This is a genomic window from Apilactobacillus apinorum, from assembly GCF_001281175.1.
Taxonomy (GTDB): Bacteria; Bacillota; Bacilli; order Lactobacillales; family Lactobacillaceae; genus Apilactobacillus; species Apilactobacillus apinorum.
This window is the reverse complement of the sequence record NZ_KQ440396.1, coordinates 296635-313727: the sequence shown is the minus strand read 5'-3', so window position 1 is coordinate 313727 and position 17093 is coordinate 296635. Positions and strand designations below refer to the sequence as shown.

General features: G+C 32.5%; 16 protein-coding genes, 1 tRNA gene and 1 pseudogene. 16 read left to right on the top strand and 2 right to left on the bottom strand.

Annotation, left to right across the window (positions count from 1 at the left end; genetic code table 11):
• Positions 1-3: 3 nt before the first annotated feature.
• From RZ74_RS04255 to RZ74_RS04230, 6 genes are all read left to right on the top strand, one after another.
• Positions 4-918, top strand: coding sequence for a hypothetical protein (locus RZ74_RS04255; protein ID WP_053950215.1), 915 nt, complete (start codon positions 4-6; stop codon positions 916-918).
• A gap of 180 nt (positions 919-1098) precedes the next feature.
• Complete coding sequence (tuf, locus tag RZ74_RS04250) at positions 1099-2286, top strand: elongation factor Tu (RefSeq protein ID WP_053950214.1); 1188 nt, start codon at positions 1099-1101, stop codon at positions 2284-2286.
• Positions 2287-2451: 165 nt separating this feature from the next.
• Positions 2452-3756: a trigger factor gene (tig, locus tag RZ74_RS04245; RefSeq protein ID WP_053950213.1), complete on the top strand. Its 1305-nt coding sequence runs from the start codon at positions 2452-2454 to the stop codon at positions 3754-3756.
• A gap of 140 nt (positions 3757-3896) precedes the next feature.
• Positions 3897-5129: an ATP-dependent Clp protease ATP-binding subunit ClpX gene (clpX, locus tag RZ74_RS04240; RefSeq protein WP_053950212.1), complete on the top strand. Its 1233-nt coding sequence runs from the start codon at positions 3897-3899 to the stop codon at positions 5127-5129.
• 146 nt (positions 5130-5275) lie between these two features.
• Entirely contained in the window at positions 5276-5866 is a 591-nt protein-coding gene (gene yihA, locus RZ74_RS04235; RefSeq protein ID WP_053950211.1) for a ribosome biogenesis GTP-binding protein YihA/YsxC, read from the top strand.
• Positions 5867-6142 carry a nucleoside triphosphate pyrophosphohydrolase family protein gene (locus RZ74_RS04230; RefSeq protein ID WP_053950210.1) on the top strand — a complete coding sequence of 92 codons (276 nt, stop codon included), beginning with the start codon at positions 5867-5869 and terminating at the stop codon, positions 6140-6142.
• A 41-nt stretch (positions 6143-6183) separates the two neighbouring features.
• Here RZ74_RS04230 and RZ74_RS06960 read toward each other — a convergent pair whose 3' ends face one another.
• Entirely contained in the window at positions 6184-6324 is a 141-nt protein-coding gene (locus RZ74_RS06960) for an SPJ_0845 family protein (RefSeq protein WP_187291396.1), read from the bottom strand.
• Between the two features lie 81 nt (positions 6325-6405).
• On the opposite strand from RZ74_RS06960, the gene uvrC reads away from it, so the two are divergent.
• The 6 genes from uvrC (at position 6406) to RZ74_RS04200 (ending at position 13554) form a co-directional block, all read left to right on the top strand.
• Complete coding sequence (gene uvrC, locus RZ74_RS04225; RefSeq protein WP_053950209.1) at positions 6406-8193, top strand: excinuclease ABC subunit UvrC; 1788 nt, start codon at positions 6406-6408, stop codon at positions 8191-8193.
• A 74-nt stretch (positions 8194-8267) separates the two neighbouring features.
• Entirely contained in the window at positions 8268-9560 is a 1293-nt protein-coding gene (gene obgE / locus RZ74_RS04220) for a GTPase ObgE (protein WP_053950208.1), read from the top strand.
• Positions 9561-9647: 87 nt separating this feature from the next.
• The gene (gene rnz / locus RZ74_RS04215) at positions 9648-10583 is read left to right on the top strand and encodes a ribonuclease Z (RefSeq protein ID WP_053950207.1); all 936 of its coding nucleotides are present in this window, start codon (positions 9648-9650) and stop codon (positions 10581-10583) included.
• 14 nt (positions 10584-10597) lie between these two features.
• Positions 10598-12904, top strand: a complete 2307-nt coding sequence (gene recJ / locus RZ74_RS04210) for a single-stranded-DNA-specific exonuclease RecJ (RefSeq protein WP_053950206.1) — start codon at positions 10598-10600, stop codon at positions 12902-12904.
• Between the two features lie 17 nt (positions 12905-12921).
• Positions 12922-13440, top strand: coding sequence for an adenine phosphoribosyltransferase (locus RZ74_RS04205; protein ID WP_053950205.1), 519 nt, complete (start codon positions 12922-12924; stop codon positions 13438-13440).
• A 27-nt stretch (positions 13441-13467) separates the two neighbouring features.
• Positions 13468-13554, top strand: a tRNA-Ser gene (locus RZ74_RS04200).
• Positions 13555-13689: 135 nt separating this feature from the next.
• On the opposite strand, the pseudogene RZ74_RS04195 reads toward RZ74_RS04200, so the two are convergent.
• Positions 13690-14277, bottom strand: a pseudogene (locus tag RZ74_RS04195) (site-specific integrase); the annotation flags it as partial.
• Positions 14278-14347: 70 nt separating this feature from the next.
• On the opposite strand from RZ74_RS04195, the gene RZ74_RS04190 reads away from it, so the two are divergent.
• From RZ74_RS04190 to RZ74_RS04175, 4 genes are all read left to right on the top strand, one after another.
• Positions 14348-14539, top strand: coding sequence for a hypothetical protein (locus RZ74_RS04190; RefSeq protein ID WP_053950203.1), 192 nt, complete (start codon positions 14348-14350; stop codon positions 14537-14539).
• 180 nt (positions 14540-14719) lie between these two features.
• Complete coding sequence (locus RZ74_RS04185; protein WP_148562076.1) at positions 14720-15040, top strand: hypothetical protein; 321 nt, start codon at positions 14720-14722, stop codon at positions 15038-15040.
• 84 nt (positions 15041-15124) lie between these two features.
• Positions 15125-15868 (top strand): terminase small subunit, encoded by a 744-nt coding sequence (locus tag RZ74_RS04180; RefSeq protein WP_053950201.1) that lies wholly within the window; start codon positions 15125-15127, stop codon positions 15866-15868.
• A gap of 366 nt (positions 15869-16234) precedes the next feature.
• Positions 16235-16993 (top strand): hypothetical protein, encoded by a 759-nt coding sequence (locus tag RZ74_RS04175; protein WP_053950200.1) that lies wholly within the window; start codon positions 16235-16237, stop codon positions 16991-16993.
• Positions 16994-17093: the final 100 nt, after the last annotated feature.

Below are 17093 nucleotides of genomic sequence, written 5' to 3'. Positions count from 1 at the left end.
TTGATGAATGAAGATAATTCACAATTGATAAGCGAAATCACTAAAAATATTAGTGATGGAAAATATCAATTAGCAGCTAATCAAGCCAAAGATTACTTGGAAATTAAACCAAACGAAGAGATTGAAGTTTTATTAGTTCAATCTCTTTTTCAATTGAAACAGTATATTGAGGCTAAAAAAGAAGTGATTGAGTTTCCCAATGCATTTATTAAAAATGAAAAAGATTTTTCTTTAATGCTAAAAGTACTTATTAAAAATGATGAGTTTATTAAATCTAGAGAAATAGTTGTAAGTTTAAAAAATGAAGAATCGTTTTTTAATACTGGAATGAACTTAATTAAAAAAGCAGAAGAAGATATTCTAATGAATTCTGCTGAATCAGTAAGACAACAAGCACAAAAGTATTATCATATTAGTAGCAAACAGACTCTATACTGGCAAAAAGAGGCCTTTTTAGCGGGACAGCATTTACCATATGTAGAATTTGTTAAGTATAGTAGGTTTGTTCTTATGGATCCATTTGTACAGTCAATCATTAAATCAGAAGTAATTGATACGTTAAGAAAAATCGGCTGTGAAGATAGTGTTGAGATGTTGTGGATTGATAAAACAACAAGAAATGTTGAATTATCTAATGTCAAATCTTTAGATGAAATGGAATCGTATAAATACATCCATAATAAGTTAATTGAAGATTACATGAGTGATCCTGAAAAGATGATGTTATTGGGAAGCTATTTCCAACATCAATCAATATTGATGTATCCATTTAATGATGAAATAATATCTGATTACAAACGATGGTATAGACTGTCGTTAGAGTCATATTTAACACCTGAAAAATATGATTTATCGGGTGAAGATGACTATCAAAAATACATTGAAATTATTAAGCGAGAATTTAGTTTAATTAAATAAAATAAAAAGTCATTAAATGTATTTACAAATAAAAAGACAGTGGCTATAATATTAAAGGAATTCTTCTTGAGACTGATATTGTGATTTTGTCTTTTTGAGAAGATGTAGTATAATAAATCATAAAGAATACATTAGCTTTGTTAATGTAAATCTTTCGAAATTTATAGGAGGTTTTCATAAATGGCAAAAGAACATTATGAAAGAACAAAACCCCATGTAAATATTGGTACTATTGGCCATATTGATCATGGTAAGACTACTTTAACTGCAGCTATCACTAAAGTGCTTTCAGAAAAGGGTCTAGCAGACGCTTCTGATTACGCTCAAATCGATGCTGCTCCAGAAGAACGTGAACGTGGTATTACAATCAACACTGCTCACGTTGAATACTCAACTGAAAAGCGTCATTACGCTCATATTGATGCCCCAGGACATGCTGATTACGTTAAGAACATGATCACTGGTGCCGCTCAAATGGATGGTGCCATCCTTGTTGTTGCCGCAACTGATGGTCCTATGCCACAAACTCGTGAACACATTCTTCTAGCTCGCCAAGTTGGTGTTGAATACATCGTTGTATTCTTAAACAAGACTGACTTAGTTGACGATGACGAATTAGTTGACTTAGTTGAAATGGAAGTACGTGAATTACTTTCAGAATACGATTACCCTGGTGACGATATTCCAGTTGTTCGTGGTTCAGCTCTAAAAGCTCTACAAGATGACCAAGAACAAAAAGATGTTATCCTACACCTTATGGATGTTGTTGACGAATACATCCCAACTCCAGAACGTGATGCTTCAAAACCATTACTAATGCCTGTTGAAGATGTATTTACTATCACTGGTCGTGGTACTGTTGCTTCTGGTCGTATCGACCGTGGTGCAGTTGCTGTTGGTGATGAAGTTGAAATCATCGGTCTTGTTGAAGACGTTCTAAAGACTACTGTTACTGGTCTAGAAATGTTCCGTAAGACTCTTGACGAAGGTGAAGCCGGAGATAACGTTGGTATGTTACTTCGTGGTGTTAACCGTGAACAAGTTGTTCGTGGACAAGTTATTGCTGCTCCAGGTTCAATCAAGACTCACACTAAGTTCAAGGCTCAAGTATATGCTCTAAGTAAAGAAGAAGGTGGACGTCATACTCCATTCTTCTCAAACTACCGCCCACAATTCTACTTCCATACTACCGATGTTACTGGTGTTATCGAACTAGAAGCAGGTGTTGAAATGGTTATGCCTGGTGATAACGTTGAATTTAACGTTGAACTAACTAAACCAGTTGCCATCGAACAAGGAACTAAGTTCACTGTTCGTGAAGGTGGACACACTGTTGGTGCCGGTGTTGTTTCAGACATCGAAGACTAATATTTGATTAAAAAAGATTCAGATCTAATCTGAATCTTTTTTTGTACATAAAATTACGGATAAACCTTTAATTATTTACTTTTAACCTTCATTACGTTAAAATATAGAGGTGCGCAATTAGAAGAAAAATTGTAAAAATTATATTTTCATTTCGGAGGGAAAATAATGTCAGCTAAATGGGAAAAAAAAGGCACTAACGACGGAGAATTAACATTTGAAATTAGTGTTGATAAAGTAAAAGAAGGTCTAGACAAAGCCTTTAACAAAAACAAGAACAACATCACTGTTCCTGGTTTCCGTAAAGGAAAAGTTTCACGTCAAATCTTTAATGAAATGTATGGTGAAGAAGCTCTATACCAAGATGCTTTAAACATTTTATTACCAGAAGCTTACAGTGAAGCTATTAAAGAAGCTGGTATCGAACCAGTTGCTCAACCAGAAGTTGATGTTGATAGCTTAGAAAAAGACAAACCATGGGTTTTAAAAGCTAAAGTTTCAGTTAAACCTGATGTTGAATTAGGTGAATACAAAGGAATCGTAGTTGAAAAACCAAACACTCGTGTATACCAAAAAGATGTAGACGCTAAAATTGAAGACATGCGTAAAAACCAAGCAGAACTAGTTCTTAAAGAAGACAAGGCTGCTGCAAACGGTGACACTGTTGTTATCGATTTTGATGGTTACGTTGATGACAAACAATTTGATGGTGGTCAAGCTACTAACTACTCACTAGAACTAGGTTCAGGTTCATTCATTCCTGGTTTCGAAGATCAATTAGTTGGTCACAAAGCTGGTGAAGATGTTGATGTTAAGGTAACATTCCCAGAAGATTACCAAGCTAAAGAGTTAGCTGCTAAAGAAGCTATCTTCAAGACTAAGATTCACGAAGTTAAGGAAAAACAAATGCCTGAACTAGACGATGAATTTGCTAAAGACGTTGATGAAGACGTTGATAGTCTAGAAGAACTAAAGAACAAGATCAAAGAACAACTAAAAGAACAAAAGAAGGCTGAAGGCGACACTCAAGTAGAAGACGAAGCTATTAAGGGTGCTGTTGCTAACGCTACTGTTAAGGATATTCCTCAAGCTATGATTGATGAAGATATCCAACGTCAAATGGACCAATACCTTGCAAGTATGCAACAACAAGGTATTAATGCAGAAATGTACTTCCAATTAACTGGAACTAACCCAGATGATTTGAAGAAACAATTTGCTAACGGTGCTGAAGAACGTGTTAAGACTAACCTTGTATTAGAAGCAATCGTTAAGGATGCTAACATCGAACCTTCAAACGAAGAAATTGACCAACAAGTTAAGGACTTAGCTGCTCAATACGGTATGAAGGAAGAAGCTGTTCGTGGTGCATTAACTGAAGACATGTTGAAACATGATATTTCAATTCAAAATGCTGTTAAGTTAATCACTGACAATGCTAAACAAGAACCAAAGTCAAAAATTAACAAATAATTAAATTTTATTGTTAATATAGAAGGTCCAATTAACAAAATGTTAATTGGACCTTTTTGTTTTAAAGACTTTATAATTTTAAGAGCAGCTATAATATGGTATTATTTTATATAATATAGTAATTATTAGGGGTGAAGCATTTGTTTGAAGATAGTGAAGGAAAAGGCCCCATTACTTGTTCATTTTGTGGAAAATCACAAGATCAAGTAAAGAAAATCGTCGCGGGACCAGACGTGTACATTTGTAATGAATGTATTGATTTATGTAAAGATATTGTTGATGAAGAATTAGCTCAAGAAAATGCCGATACTACTTTCAAATCACTTAGTCCAAAAGAAATTGTGGCTAAGTTAAATGATTATGTTATTGGTCAAGATGAAGCTAAGAAGACATTAGCGGTGGCAGTATATAATCACTACAAACGTGTAAATAATTTAGATAGTGATGACGATACTGAACTACAAAAAAGTAATATTTCAATTATTGGACCTACGGGTTCTGGTAAAACTTATTTAGCACAATCATTGGCAAGAATTTTAAATGTACCTTTTGCAATCGCTGATGCAACTACATTAACTGAAGCTGGATATGTCGGAGAAGACGTCGAAAACATCTTATTAAAGCTGTTACAAAATGCTGATTTTGATGTTGAAAGAGCTGAAAAAGGAATCATTTATGTTGATGAAATTGATAAGATTGCTAAGAAATCCGAAAATGTTTCTATTACAAGAGATGTTTCAGGTGAAGGTGTTCAACAAGCACTTCTAAAAATCTTAGAAGGTACAGTTGCTAGTGTTCCACCTAATGGTGGTAGAAAACATCCTCAACAAGAAATGATTCAAATTGATACCAAGAATATTTTATTCATCGTAGGTGGTGCTTTTGATGGTATTCAAGATATCGTTAAGCACAGACTAGGCGATAAAACAATTGGTTTTGGCACTGATTCTAGTGAAGCTGCAAAAGTGAACGAAGATAATATTATGCAACATGTTATTCCAAGTGATTTACTTCAATTTGGTTTAATTCCAGAATTTATCGGTAGATTACCAATTTTAACAGCTCTAAACAAATTATCAGAAGATGATTTAGTTAGAATTCTTACAGAACCTAAAAATGCATTGGTTAAGCAATATGTTAAGTTGATGTCAATTGATGGCGTTGATTTAGAATTTGATGAAGACGCATTGAAGGAAATGGCACATACAGCTATCGAAAGAAAAACTGGAGCTCGTGGATTAAGATCAATCATGGAAGACACTATGAGAGACGTAATGTACGAAATTCCAAGTGAAGACGATGTGGAAAAAGTTGTTATTACTAAGGATGCCGTTCAAAAAAATGGTGAACCAAACATCATTAAAAAAGCCTAAATAATAGCGGACCTTGCAGATTAATTTCTGTAAGGTCTTTTATTATTAACATTGAAAAATAACCATAATTTAATGGGATTGTCTTTATTAAATAGTCCTGTTTTATGTTAAAATTAATGTATACAAAAAAGAAACGAGTGAATTAAATGGACGTACACAATGTTAATATTGATATCAGTGCGGTTGAGCCAAAGCAATATCCAGCTAATGGATATCCTGAAATTGCTTTAGTTGGAAGATCTAATGTTGGGAAGTCATCACTTACCAATGTTTTAATTAATCGTAATGGATATGCAAGAACATCTAACAAACCAGGAAAAACACAAACTCTTAATTTTTATAATATTGATGAAAAATTATTCTTTGTTGATATCCCAGGATATGGTTATGCCAAGATTTCTAAGGCACAACGTGCTAAGTGGGGACAAATGATTGAAACCTACTTAACCACAAGAAAACAACTAAAAGGGGTTGTTTTATTAATTGACGGTCGTCGTGAACCTAGTCAAGATGACATTCAAATGTATGAATTCTTGAAATACTATGAAATTCCAACATTATTATTAGCAACTAAAATGGATAAGACTCCAAAGAGCAAATGGAATAAAGAAATTAGTGTTTTAAACAAGACTGTTGATCTAGCAGAGGGAGACGAAATTCAATTATTCTCTGCTTTGAGTAAGTACGGTAAAGAAGAAGTTTGGAATTGGATTGAAAGTAAAACGGGGGTAAAATAAGTGGAATTTAACGAATATCAAAAAGCTGCTAATAAGACTTTACACGGTAATGAACAAGTTTTAACAAACTGTGCACTAGGTTTATCTAGTGAAACTGGTCAAGTTGTTGATTTAGTTAAAAAGTACACATTTCATGGTGATAATTTAGATCGAGAACAACTTGTGAAAGAAATGGGAGATGTTCTCTGGTATTTATCACAAATAGCAGAATGGAATAAGATTGAATTCGAAGAAATTGCTGAATTTAACATTAACCGCCTAAATAAGAAGAAATAAAAAGAGGCTTCACAATTTATATTGTGAAGCCTGCTTTACGTTTATTTATCTTTTTTCTTGTCAGATGTCTTTTTATCTTTTCTTTTAAGAAATTTATCGCGATTTTTATCGTTTGTATCAAGTTTAGCAAACTTATCAAACATTGCATTTAAATCGTTATTACGTTGAATATTTAATCCCATAATATGCATCTCCTTATTTTAGCTATATAATAGCAAATTAAGCGGAATTTGTCATATTGATTTTTGAACGAGGTGATTTAATTGGCTACATCACATATTGAGCATAAACTAACTTTACTTCCTGATTTACCTGGATGTTATTTGATGAAAGATAAATTAGGAAAAATTATTTATGTTGGAAAAGCCAAAAACTTAAAAAATAGAGTTCGTTCATATTTCAAAAGTAGTCATGAAGGAAAGACTGCAAAATTAGTTTCTGAGATTAGAGATTTTGAAACTATTATCACAACTAACGATAAAGAAGCTTTCCTTTTAGAAATTACATTGATTCAAAAGCATCGTCCTTACTACAATATCCAATTGAAACAGGGGAATGGTGGATACCCTTATATTAAGATTACTAATGAAACAGATCCACAATTAAAAATCGTGAACACAATAAAAAAAGATGGTGGATATTACTTTGGACCTTATCCAAATGTGTATGCGGCTGATGAAACACTTCATTTCCTTCAAAAAGTATATCCACTAAGAAGATGTAACGGATACCAACACCGTCCTTGTTTGTATTACCATATGGGACAATGTTTAGGGGCATGTTTTAAAAAAGTTCCTAAGTCAGAATATGATAAACAAATAAAACAAATTAAGTCATTTCTAAATGGTGACGTTAGCATTGCTAAGAAAATGTTAACCGAAAAGATGAAAGCAGCAGCTGAAGAAATGCAATACGAAAGAGCTGCTGAAATAAGAGATCAATTAAAATATATTGAAATCACTGTAGAAAAACAAAAAATCATTTCTAACGATACAACACCACGAGATGTATTTAATTACTATGTTAATCATGGATGGATTTCTATCCAAATATTCTTTATTAGACAGGCTAGGTTATTAAAAAGAGTAAAGAGAAGTTTTCCAATTGTTGATGATCCAGTTGAAACGATGGAAGATTTTATTGGTCAATTTTATTCTGAAGAAAATCATCAAACTCCTCGAGAAGTATTAGTACCGAGCTCATTAGATGTTGATTTAATATCTGAAGCCATCGATACTCCAGTAAGAGTTCCACAAAGAGGACAGAAGAAAGATTTAATTGACATGGCTGAAAAGAATGCCAAGCTAGTACTAGATGAAAAGTTTAGATTAATGGAACTGGACAATATTAAGACTAAGGGTGCAATGGATGAATTGTGTGCGGCCTTAAATATAAGTCGTGGGCATGTGATTGAAGCATTTGACCATTCACATATTCAAGGAGCAGATATTGTATCTGCAATGGTTCAATTTGTTGATGGTAAACCTAACAAAAATGCTTACCGTAAATATAAGTTGCAGAACGAAGATCATGCCGATGAAGCAGCCAGCACTAAAGAAGTTATAAGAAGAAGATATACAAGACTTTTAAAAGAGCATGCTGATATGCCAGATTTGATTTTGATGGATGGTGGAGAAATTCAGTTAAATGCGGTTAAAGATGTCTTAGAAAACGAACTAGGTTTGGAAATACCTGTTGCTGGAATGGTAAAAAATGATAAACATAAGACGGCTGATTTGTTATTTGGAGAATTAGATGAACATATCTCATTAAATCCAAAAAGCCAGGCCTTCTACCTTGTTCAAAGAGTTCAAGATGAAGTGCATAGGTTCGCGATTAATTTCCATAGACAAGTACACACTAAACACTCACTAAGTTCTGAGTTGGATAATATTGAAGGTGTTGGTCCTAAGACCAGAACTAAGTTATTAAATAAGTTTAAAACAATGAAGAAAATTGCTGATGCACCAGTTGGTGAACTAAAGGCATTAGGAATAAGTGACCAAACAGTCAAAAACATCAAATATTATCTAAATAATATTGAAAAGTAAATATGGATTGTTTACTGATGTTTAAAATAAAGTTATACTAATAGTTATAAAATAAAAGATAGAGCGGAGATAACATGTTTGTTGATCAAGTAAAAATTAACATAAAGTCAGGAAAAGGTGGTAACGGAATCGTTGCCTTTAGAAGAGAAAAATATGTTCCAAACGGTGGACCAGCTGGTGGAGATGGTGGCCGCGGTGGAAACATTATTTTTGGTGTGGACACAGGGATGAACACATTGATGGACTTTAGATATAAAAGAAAATTTGCTGCCAAAAATGGTGCTGATGGTGGTAACAAGAGAATGACAGGTAAAAGTGCTGACGATTTATATATTTACTTACCTGAAGGAACATCTGTCTATAATGACGATACCAATCAACTATTATTCGATTTAGTTAATCCTGATGATGAATATGTTGCACTAAAAGGTGGTCGTGGTGGAAGAGGAAATACTCATTTTGCTTCTGCTAAAAACTCAGCACCTGAAATTGCTGAAAACGGGGAACCAGGAGAAGAACTAAACGTTAGACTTGAACTTAAAGTGTTAGCTGATGTTGGGTTAGTTGGATTCCCATCAGTAGGTAAATCTACCTTATTATCAACCATTACTAGTTCAAAGCCTAAGGTAGCTGAATATCACTTTACGACATTAGTACCAAACTTAGGAATGGTAAGATTAGATGATGGAAGAGATTTCGTGATTGCTGATTTACCTGGTCTAATTGAAGGTGCATCATCTGGAATTGGTTTAGGTTTCCAATTCTTACGTCACGTTGAAAGAACTCGTGTCATCTTACATTTAGTTGATATGTCTGGACAAGAAGGTAGAGACCCTTATGTTGACTATCAAAAAATTAATGAAGAACTAGCTAAATATGATGAAAACCTATTAAAACGACCACAAATTGTTGTCGCTACCAAGATGGATATGCCAGATGCTGAAGAAAATCTAGAAGAATTTAAGAAACAAATTAAAGATGATGAATTAGCACATGAAGTGTTAGCAATTTCATCCGTTACCCATGCAGGTTTAACTGAACTAATTAGTAAGACTTCTGACTTATTAGAAACAACACCTAAATTCCCAATTACTGATGTCGAAGAAGTGGATGAAGAAGTCCAATACAATGCTTCTGATGAAGAAGCACCGTTCACAATTAGTAGGGATGAAGATGACGTTTGGGTATTATCTGGTAACAAGATTGAAAGATTATTCCAAATGACTGATACAACACATGATCAAAGTATGTTGCGCTTTGCAAGACAGCTTAAAGGAATGGGTGTTGATGAAGCACTTAGAGAAGCTGGAGCTAAAGACGGTGATTTAGTCGCTATTTTAGACTTTACTTTTACATTTGTTGACTAATAAAAATAGATGGGGGAATCCCGTCTTTTTTTATGTGCTACAATTTAATTAGGATTTATTGACGAAAAAGAAAAGGAAACTATTTTTATGCAATTAGAATTTTTAGGTACTGGTTCAGGAGTTCCAGGAAAATTTAGAAATGTGGCAGCAACTGCTTTAAAACTATTAGACGAATGTAATTCAGTATGGTTATTTGATTGTGGTGAGGGTACACAACAACAAATTTTGAGATCTAATCTAAAGCCAAGAAAGATTAATAAAATTTTCATTACTCATTTACATGGTGATCATATTTTTGGTTTGCCAGGACTACTAAGTTCACGATCATTTCAAGGTGGAGACACCCCGTTAACCATTTATGGACCTAAGGGTATTGCAGATTTTGTTAGAGTTAGTCTAGCGGTATCTCAATCTAAACTTTCATATAAAATTAATTTTGAAGAACTATCTACCCCAGGAACTATCTTTGAAGACGATAAGTTCAAGGTAGTGATGGGTGAATTGGATCATCAAATTAAATGTTTTGGGTTTAGAATTGAAGAAAAAGATCACCAAGGTGAATTACTCGTTGATAAGCTAAAGGAAGAAAATATTCCATCTGGACCTGTATATGGAAAAATTAAGAATGGTGAAACCGTAACTTTAGATGATGGAAGAACTATTAATGGTCAAGATTTTATTGGTCCATCTCAAAAGGGAAGAACAGTAACCATTATCGGTGATACTAGAAGCAATCCTACTAGTTACAATTTAGCTCAAGATGCTGATGTTTTAGTACATGAGAGTACGTTTGGCAAAGGTGAAAGTAGATTAGCTCATAACTATTATCATTCTACAAATATGCAAGCTGCTAAATTAGCAACTAAAGCAAATGTTGGTAAATTACTATTGACTCATGTGTCAGCAAGATACACTGGTAAGATGGCTCATGAATTACAAAATCAAGCACGTAGTGTTTTTGAAAATACAAGGGTTGTAAAAGATTTTGATATTGTAGAAATTCCGTTTAAAAAACTTAACTAAAAAGGATTGATTTAATGATTTCAGCAAATTTTGATTGGCAATATAAAAGCAGTGAAATATCTTCTGAAGCAAAAGAATTTGCGAAGGAATTATCTATTAATGATTCTATTGTTGAAATGTTAATTCAACGAGGCTATGATTCCATTGGAAAAATTAGAGATTTTTTGAATCCTAGCTTAGACCAATTAAGGGATCCTTTTTTGTTACACGATATGAAAAAAGCTTGCGAACGAATTAATCAAGCTGTTGAAAATGGTGAAAAAATCACTGTTTATGGTGATTATGATGCCGATGGAATAACAAGTACATCAGTGATGTATGAAACATTACTTAATATTGGAGCAAATGTTGAATTTTTCGTCCCTAATCGTTTTACAGATGGATATGGACCTAATCCAGAAGTTTATAAAAGAATAATCAATGAGGGAACGACTTTGATCGTTACAGTTGATAATGGAATTTCTGGAAATGATGCCATTGATTTAGCAAATTCAATGAATTGTGATGTTATTATTACTGATCATCATCAATTACCTGAAAAACTTCCTAATGCGTATGCAATTGTGCATGCCAGATATCCTGGGGATGAATATCCATTTGGGGAATTCTCTGGTGTGGGAATAGCGTTTAAAGTGGCAACCGCTCTTTTAGGAGAACTTCCAGAAGAATACTTTGATTTAGCAGCGATTGGAACTGTTACTGATATAGTTTCTTTAACTGATGAAAATAGAGTAATTGTTAAGTTTGGTCTTAAAATGATTGAAAATACAGAAAGACCAGGATTAGCCAGTTTATCAAAGCTTTCAGGTTTAAAAGGTGAACTTAATGAACAAAGTATCGGATTTGGTTTAGGTCCACGTTTGAACGCTTTAGGTAGAATGGGTAGTGCTAGATCTGGGGTAGAACTATTAACGACATTTGATGATGTTCAAGCAGAAGAACTAGCAAGAGAAACTGACGAACAAAATAAAAAACGAAAGAAATTTGTTGATGATATTAGTACCGAAGCAATAATTCAAGCTCAAACACAGCCAGACAGTAAAGTAATTGTTGTATATGGACAAAATTGGCACGAAGGGGTAGTCGGAATTGTTGCTAGTAAACTGGTAGAAAAATTCCAAAAGCCTAGTATTGTGATGAATTTAGATACTACAACTAGAATTTTAAAAGGATCTGGAAGAAGTATCGAAGGATTTAATTTATTTGAAGCTATTAACGGAATTAGAGATGAATTAGTTTCTTTTGGTGGTCACGAAATGGCGGTTGGATTAAGCGTTGAAGAATCTAAAGTTGATATATTGATTAATCATTTAGATCAATTTGCAGCAACTCATAACTTAGATCAAATCGCTAAACCAACTCTAAAAATATCTAGCGTTTTAAACTGTTCTCAAGTTAATGCAGCACTATTTAATCAATTACAGTTATTAGCACCGTTTGGAACAGATAATGAATATCCTATTTTTGAATTTAAACCTCAAATGGTGGCCAATATAAAAACCATGGGACAAGACAATAGCCATTTGCGTTTTCAAATGGTAGATAATGGCAGTAAGGTTAATGTATTAGCATTTAAAAATGGATCCTTAGCAGATGAATTAAGTGCTAATTTTGACGACATGAAGATTGCTGGACATTTAGAAAAGAATACTTGGCAGGGAAGAACCACTATTCAAGTTATGATAGATGATATGTACAGCAGTGGAGTTCAAATAATCGATAAAAGAACCCGTGTGATTGTCAAAGAGATGTTTGAACCAACCGCCGGATATGTATTTTTTAATGCAAAATTATTCGATAAATTGAACAATATCATTAATGACGAATCAGTTGCATGTTTATACCCTGATTTGTCTTCAATTGATAAATTTGATAATATAATAGTAGTTGATTGTCCTGATGAACCGGGCATTTTAGAAGATTTATTAACTAAAATTAGTAGTGAATCGATAACCTTTTATCTGTTTAAGAACAATTATATTGGTTCAAAAGGGATGCCAAATAGAGCACAATATGCTAAACTATTTAAGTTCGTTATGATGAACAATGATATTAAAATACATGATAATATCAAAGAAATTAGTAAGAAGTTGAATATTGATCTTCAAAACCTAATATTCATGATTAATGTATTTAATGAGTTAGATTTTGTTTTCATTGACAATGGAATTATGAATTATAATCCTGATCTGGTAAAAAGCGATTTATCAAATAGTCGTGCTTACCAGTCTCGAGAAAAACAAATTGAAGTTGAAAAGCAACTTTTAGCTATTAGTAGGGAAAAGTTTAAACAAGCTATTCGAATTTGTTTGGGTAAATGAAAGGAAGTTATTAACTAATGGCACTTGATTTGCATGACTATATAGCAAGTTATCAAGATTTTCCAGAACCTGGTGTATTATTTAGAGATATTTCACCATTGATGGAAGATGGACAAGCATATCATCAAGCAACTGATGAAATTGTTAAATATGCTAAAGAAAAGAAAGTTGATTTAATTGTTGGCCCTGAAGCTAGAGGATTTATTGTGGGTTGTCCAGTGGCTTATGATTTAGGAATTGGATTTGTTCCTGCTAGAAAAAAAGGTAAGCTACCAGGCGAAACTGTAAGTGCCTCATATGGACTAGAATACGGTAAATCTTCATTATACCTTCACTCTGATGCTGTTAAGCCAGGACAAAGAGTATTAATTACTGATGATTTACTTGCTACCGGTGGAACCATCGAAGCAACAATTAAGTTAGTAGAACAACTTGGCGGAATCGTTGTTGGAGCTGCTTTCATTGTAGAAATTGAAGCACTTAAAGGACGAGAAAAGATTAAGGATTACGATATCCTTAGTTTATTAAAATATTAATTATTAGGGGATTTTTCCCTTTGATATGGAGAGTTGGCAGAGCGGTAATGCATCGGACTCGAAATCCGACGACCCGGTAATACCGGCGGGCAGGTTCGACTCCTGTACTCTCCTTTAACCACAATGTCATACCGTTCAATTACTGTTAATGGTCGTTAACGTGACGGTGTTTATAAGCATTTGTGGTGTACATATCAGTCATTTATAGTTAGTTATTATTAACTATAAACTACGTCATTTTTTATGCAGTTAGAAATTTAAGTAACTACTTAATTTTTTAACTGCATTTTTATTTTGCTTAGATGTAACGTGAGTATATATGTTCATAGTTGTTTGGGCATCTTCATGACCAAGTCTCTCTTGAACTTCTTTTATCGTTGCACCTGCTGCGAATAATGCTGATGCATGGCTATGTCTAAAACCGTGAACGGTGATTTTCTTTAAATCATGATCCTTGATTATCTTATTTAACCACTTGCCAGGTTGATTTAAAGATTTGTAATTATTCTTTGAAGATGCAAATATTAATTGATTATTTTTAAAGGTATTAAAGCCAAAAGTTAGAAATAATTGTTTTTGTTTCAGTCTCCAATTCTGTAGATAATGTAACGTTGGATTATCAATAATGATAGTTCGGTTACTTTTCTGCGTCTTAGGAGGTTGGATGATTTGTTCTCCATGCATACCTTGAGTAAGATTTTTATTAATACGGATAGTACCTTTGTTAAAATCTACATCATTCCAAGTTAGTGCAAGGCATTCACCACGACGCATACCAGTGAAAGCTAATAATCTAAATAAAGTAAACTTTTCAGGATCTTTATCTTTATCTATGCAATTATCAAGCAAGCAGTCGAGAAATCGGCTGTTTTTTAATACATAAAAATTTATGGAAAGGAGTAATCAATTGAAAAATTCAGTTAATATTAAAAATCGAATTGAAAACAATATTGTTGGCCGTATTGGTAAAGCAGAGAAAGCCAAACAAGATAATTCAATAGTTAATGAACTTGTATATTATGTTCATACTTATCCTGTAGAGCGAAGGATAAAGTTATTTCGTATGGCATTACATGAATGCAGCAAAAATCATAAATAAAAAGCCCCATAAAAAAGGGCTCTTTATTATTTGCGCCTTGTAGTACGCTTATAACCAGGTTGCTTTTTAGATGGCCTTACAGTTACAGTCTTAGGACCTGGCTTATGTGGATTAGCAGGATAATTCCTGTGTTCTTGTGTCAAATTATCACCTCCATGTAAAGTGTAGTCTTAGAAAGGGATGCTAACAATTAATCTAGATGGCAAAGTGATTAATATCATGGGTATAAATTTCAAAATATTAGTGATAAATAAATTATTTGATGAAAATAATAAAGTTCTTGGATTTAGTGATTATGCAAATAGTTTAATTAAGTTAGAAGATAATCAAGATGATCAAAATAAGCTTCAAACTTTAGTACATGAAATAACACATATAATTCTTTGGAATACAGGTTATGATGATTTAAATGCCAATGAGCAATTAATTGTGGCATTCGGGAATGTTTTATACCAAGTATTAAAAGATAACGATTTGATTGAAATTATAAATCATAAATAAGCACATTATTGGTATATTGAAATGAGTTCGATTCTTGTTATGTGCGTTAAATAAAATAATAAGCGAGGTGTGATGAATGTAATAATGTATCTAGATAAATTAAAAGATGATTTTGAGAAAGGCATTAGCTATTCAAAACTAGCTAGTAAATATGGAATATCAAAAGGAACAATATCTAAATATAAGAAAAAGTATAAGTGGATTAGAAATGGTACTAAGATAAGTACTAAAAATAGTACTGTTTCCAAAATCGTTTCCAAAGCAAAATTAAGTACTCAGAAAACTGCAAATGATAAACGAAAGAAATTCTGTTTATTGTATTTAAGATATTACAATGCCACTAAAGCATATCAAGAAGCTTATCAAGTAAGTTATAAGACAGCTGCTGCGAATGCATATAAGCTTATGGAAGATAATGGAATTAAAAAGCTTCTTGCTGGGTTAAAAAAGCAACAGCAAACTGAATTATTTGCAAATGCTAATGATGTTCTGCTTCAAGATTTAAAAATTATGCATTCTAACATTTATGATTATTTGAAAATTGATACAATTGCAGAAAATCGTGTTGATATACATGACAAGCCAATGGTTGATTCTGATGGGAAACCGATTGTAGACCACTACAATGAAATTTACGTTAAAAATCCAGATGAAATGGATTGGTCGCTAGTTTCCGAAGTTCATAAAGGTAAAGATGGTCTTGTTGTTAAGCTTTTAGATAAACAAAAAGCAATGAAAGAATTACTTGACCGATTACCTGAAGCAAAAACAGATAGTAAAGACGATCCAATGATTAATGCTGTTAGAAAATCATTGAGAAATTCTTAAATATACTAGAAGATTGTGAAATAAATTCATCCTATTGTGATGTTTTTTCAACTTATCCAAAAAAGTCAATTACATATAAACAATTTTTATTATTCTATAAAAATTGTTTATATGTAATTTTGAAATTCTATTAATTTAATGATTACCAGGTAATTTAATTATAACTATAATTTTATTTAGTAAAATATATCTATCATATTAGCTTTTATTTATATTCATCTTAAACAACCGAAAATACAGTATTTTGAAATTTGTCAATATAAAATTGAAATAAAAATTAAATTTGGATTTTATTTTAATTAAATGATAATGTACTAAGTGTCATGCACATTGTGTATGATAAATTTTAATAAGGTGGTATATATTTTGAAAAATTCTCTAAAGAGAAATATGGTTAAATTAGGATTAATTTCCGCTACAGCATCAATGTTAGGAGTTACTGTGGTACCTGGAACAGCTGCTTTTGCTAGTCAAAACAACAATTCTGCTAGTTCAACACAAACTTTTAATGTTCCAAAGAACACAAATAATGGTTTTAATTTAGGTGGAAATACTTTCGGAATTCCTGGTAATAGTTCAAATAAAGATAACAGTATGGAAGGAAAGTATGTTTCATTTAATGATCAATCTTCACAATATACAGTAAGTAATGCTGCAAGTAAAAATTTATCAAAAACGGAATTATTAAACGTACAAAAACAAGTTAATATAAGTAATTCTTCTATTAAAAGCTTATCCACTAATAATACTATAACTGTTGTAAATCCTGCTAATGGTGCTTCTTATTATGTTTATAATGGAAAAGTTATTAATCCAATATTAGCTTCTTCACTAAGATATGGACATAATGGAATTTCTATCCATTGGAATTATGCTAAAATTTATTTAAGTAAGAAGACCGTTAATTCACTTATTGATGCTAGACACGCTTCAGAGGACTCAATAGGTGCAGGATTAGGTGCTGCAATAGGTGCTCCTTCTGTAGTAGGAGGAGTTTCACTTGGTGCTATTGGTGCTGGAATTGTTCAATTTATGATATCAGAATACGGTATGCAACATGTTAGCTCTGGCAGATATTATAATTATAATTATGTACTAGGTGTTACGAAATCAGGTGATCAATAATAAAATGAAAAAATTCATTATTTTACTTGTTATTTTTGTTTTAGTTTCTTTTATAATTAATTTTTTTGCTTTTTATATTTTTGGTGATAATTTTTTAGTA

Bases quoted from the DNA above. Each gene is read 5' to 3' on its own strand.
- RZ74_RS04205 (WP_053950205.1), top strand. From the start codon at position 12,922: ATGGCACTTGATTTGCATGACTATATAGCAAGTTATCAAGATTTTCCA.
- RZ74_RS06960 (WP_187291396.1), bottom strand. From the start codon at position 6,324: ATGGGATTAAATATTCAACGTAATAACGATTTAAATGCAATGTTTGAT.
- rnz (WP_053950207.1), top strand. From the start codon at position 9,648: ATGCAATTAGAATTTTTAGGTACTGGTTCAGGAGTTCCAGGAAAATTT.
- yihA (WP_053950211.1), top strand. From the start codon at position 5,276: ATGGACGTACACAATGTTAATATTGATATCAGTGCGGTTGAGCCAAAG.
- recJ (WP_053950206.1), top strand. From the start codon at position 10,598: ATGATTTCAGCAAATTTTGATTGGCAATATAAAAGCAGTGAAATATCT.
- RZ74_RS04180 (WP_053950201.1), top strand. From the start codon at position 15,125: ATGTATCTAGATAAATTAAAAGATGATTTTGAGAAAGGCATTAGCTAT.
- RZ74_RS04185 (WP_148562076.1), top strand. From the start codon at position 14,720: ATGCTAACAATTAATCTAGATGGCAAAGTGATTAATATCATGGGTATA.
- tuf (WP_053950214.1), top strand. From the start codon at position 1,099: ATGGCAAAAGAACATTATGAAAGAACAAAACCCCATGTAAATATTGGT.
- RZ74_RS04255 (WP_053950215.1), top strand. From the start codon at position 4: ATGAATGAAGATAATTCACAATTGATAAGCGAAATCACTAAAAATATT.
- obgE (WP_053950208.1), top strand. From the start codon at position 8,268: ATGTTTGTTGATCAAGTAAAAATTAACATAAAGTCAGGAAAAGGTGGT.
- tig (WP_053950213.1), top strand. From the start codon at position 2,452: ATGTCAGCTAAATGGGAAAAAAAAGGCACTAACGACGGAGAATTAACA.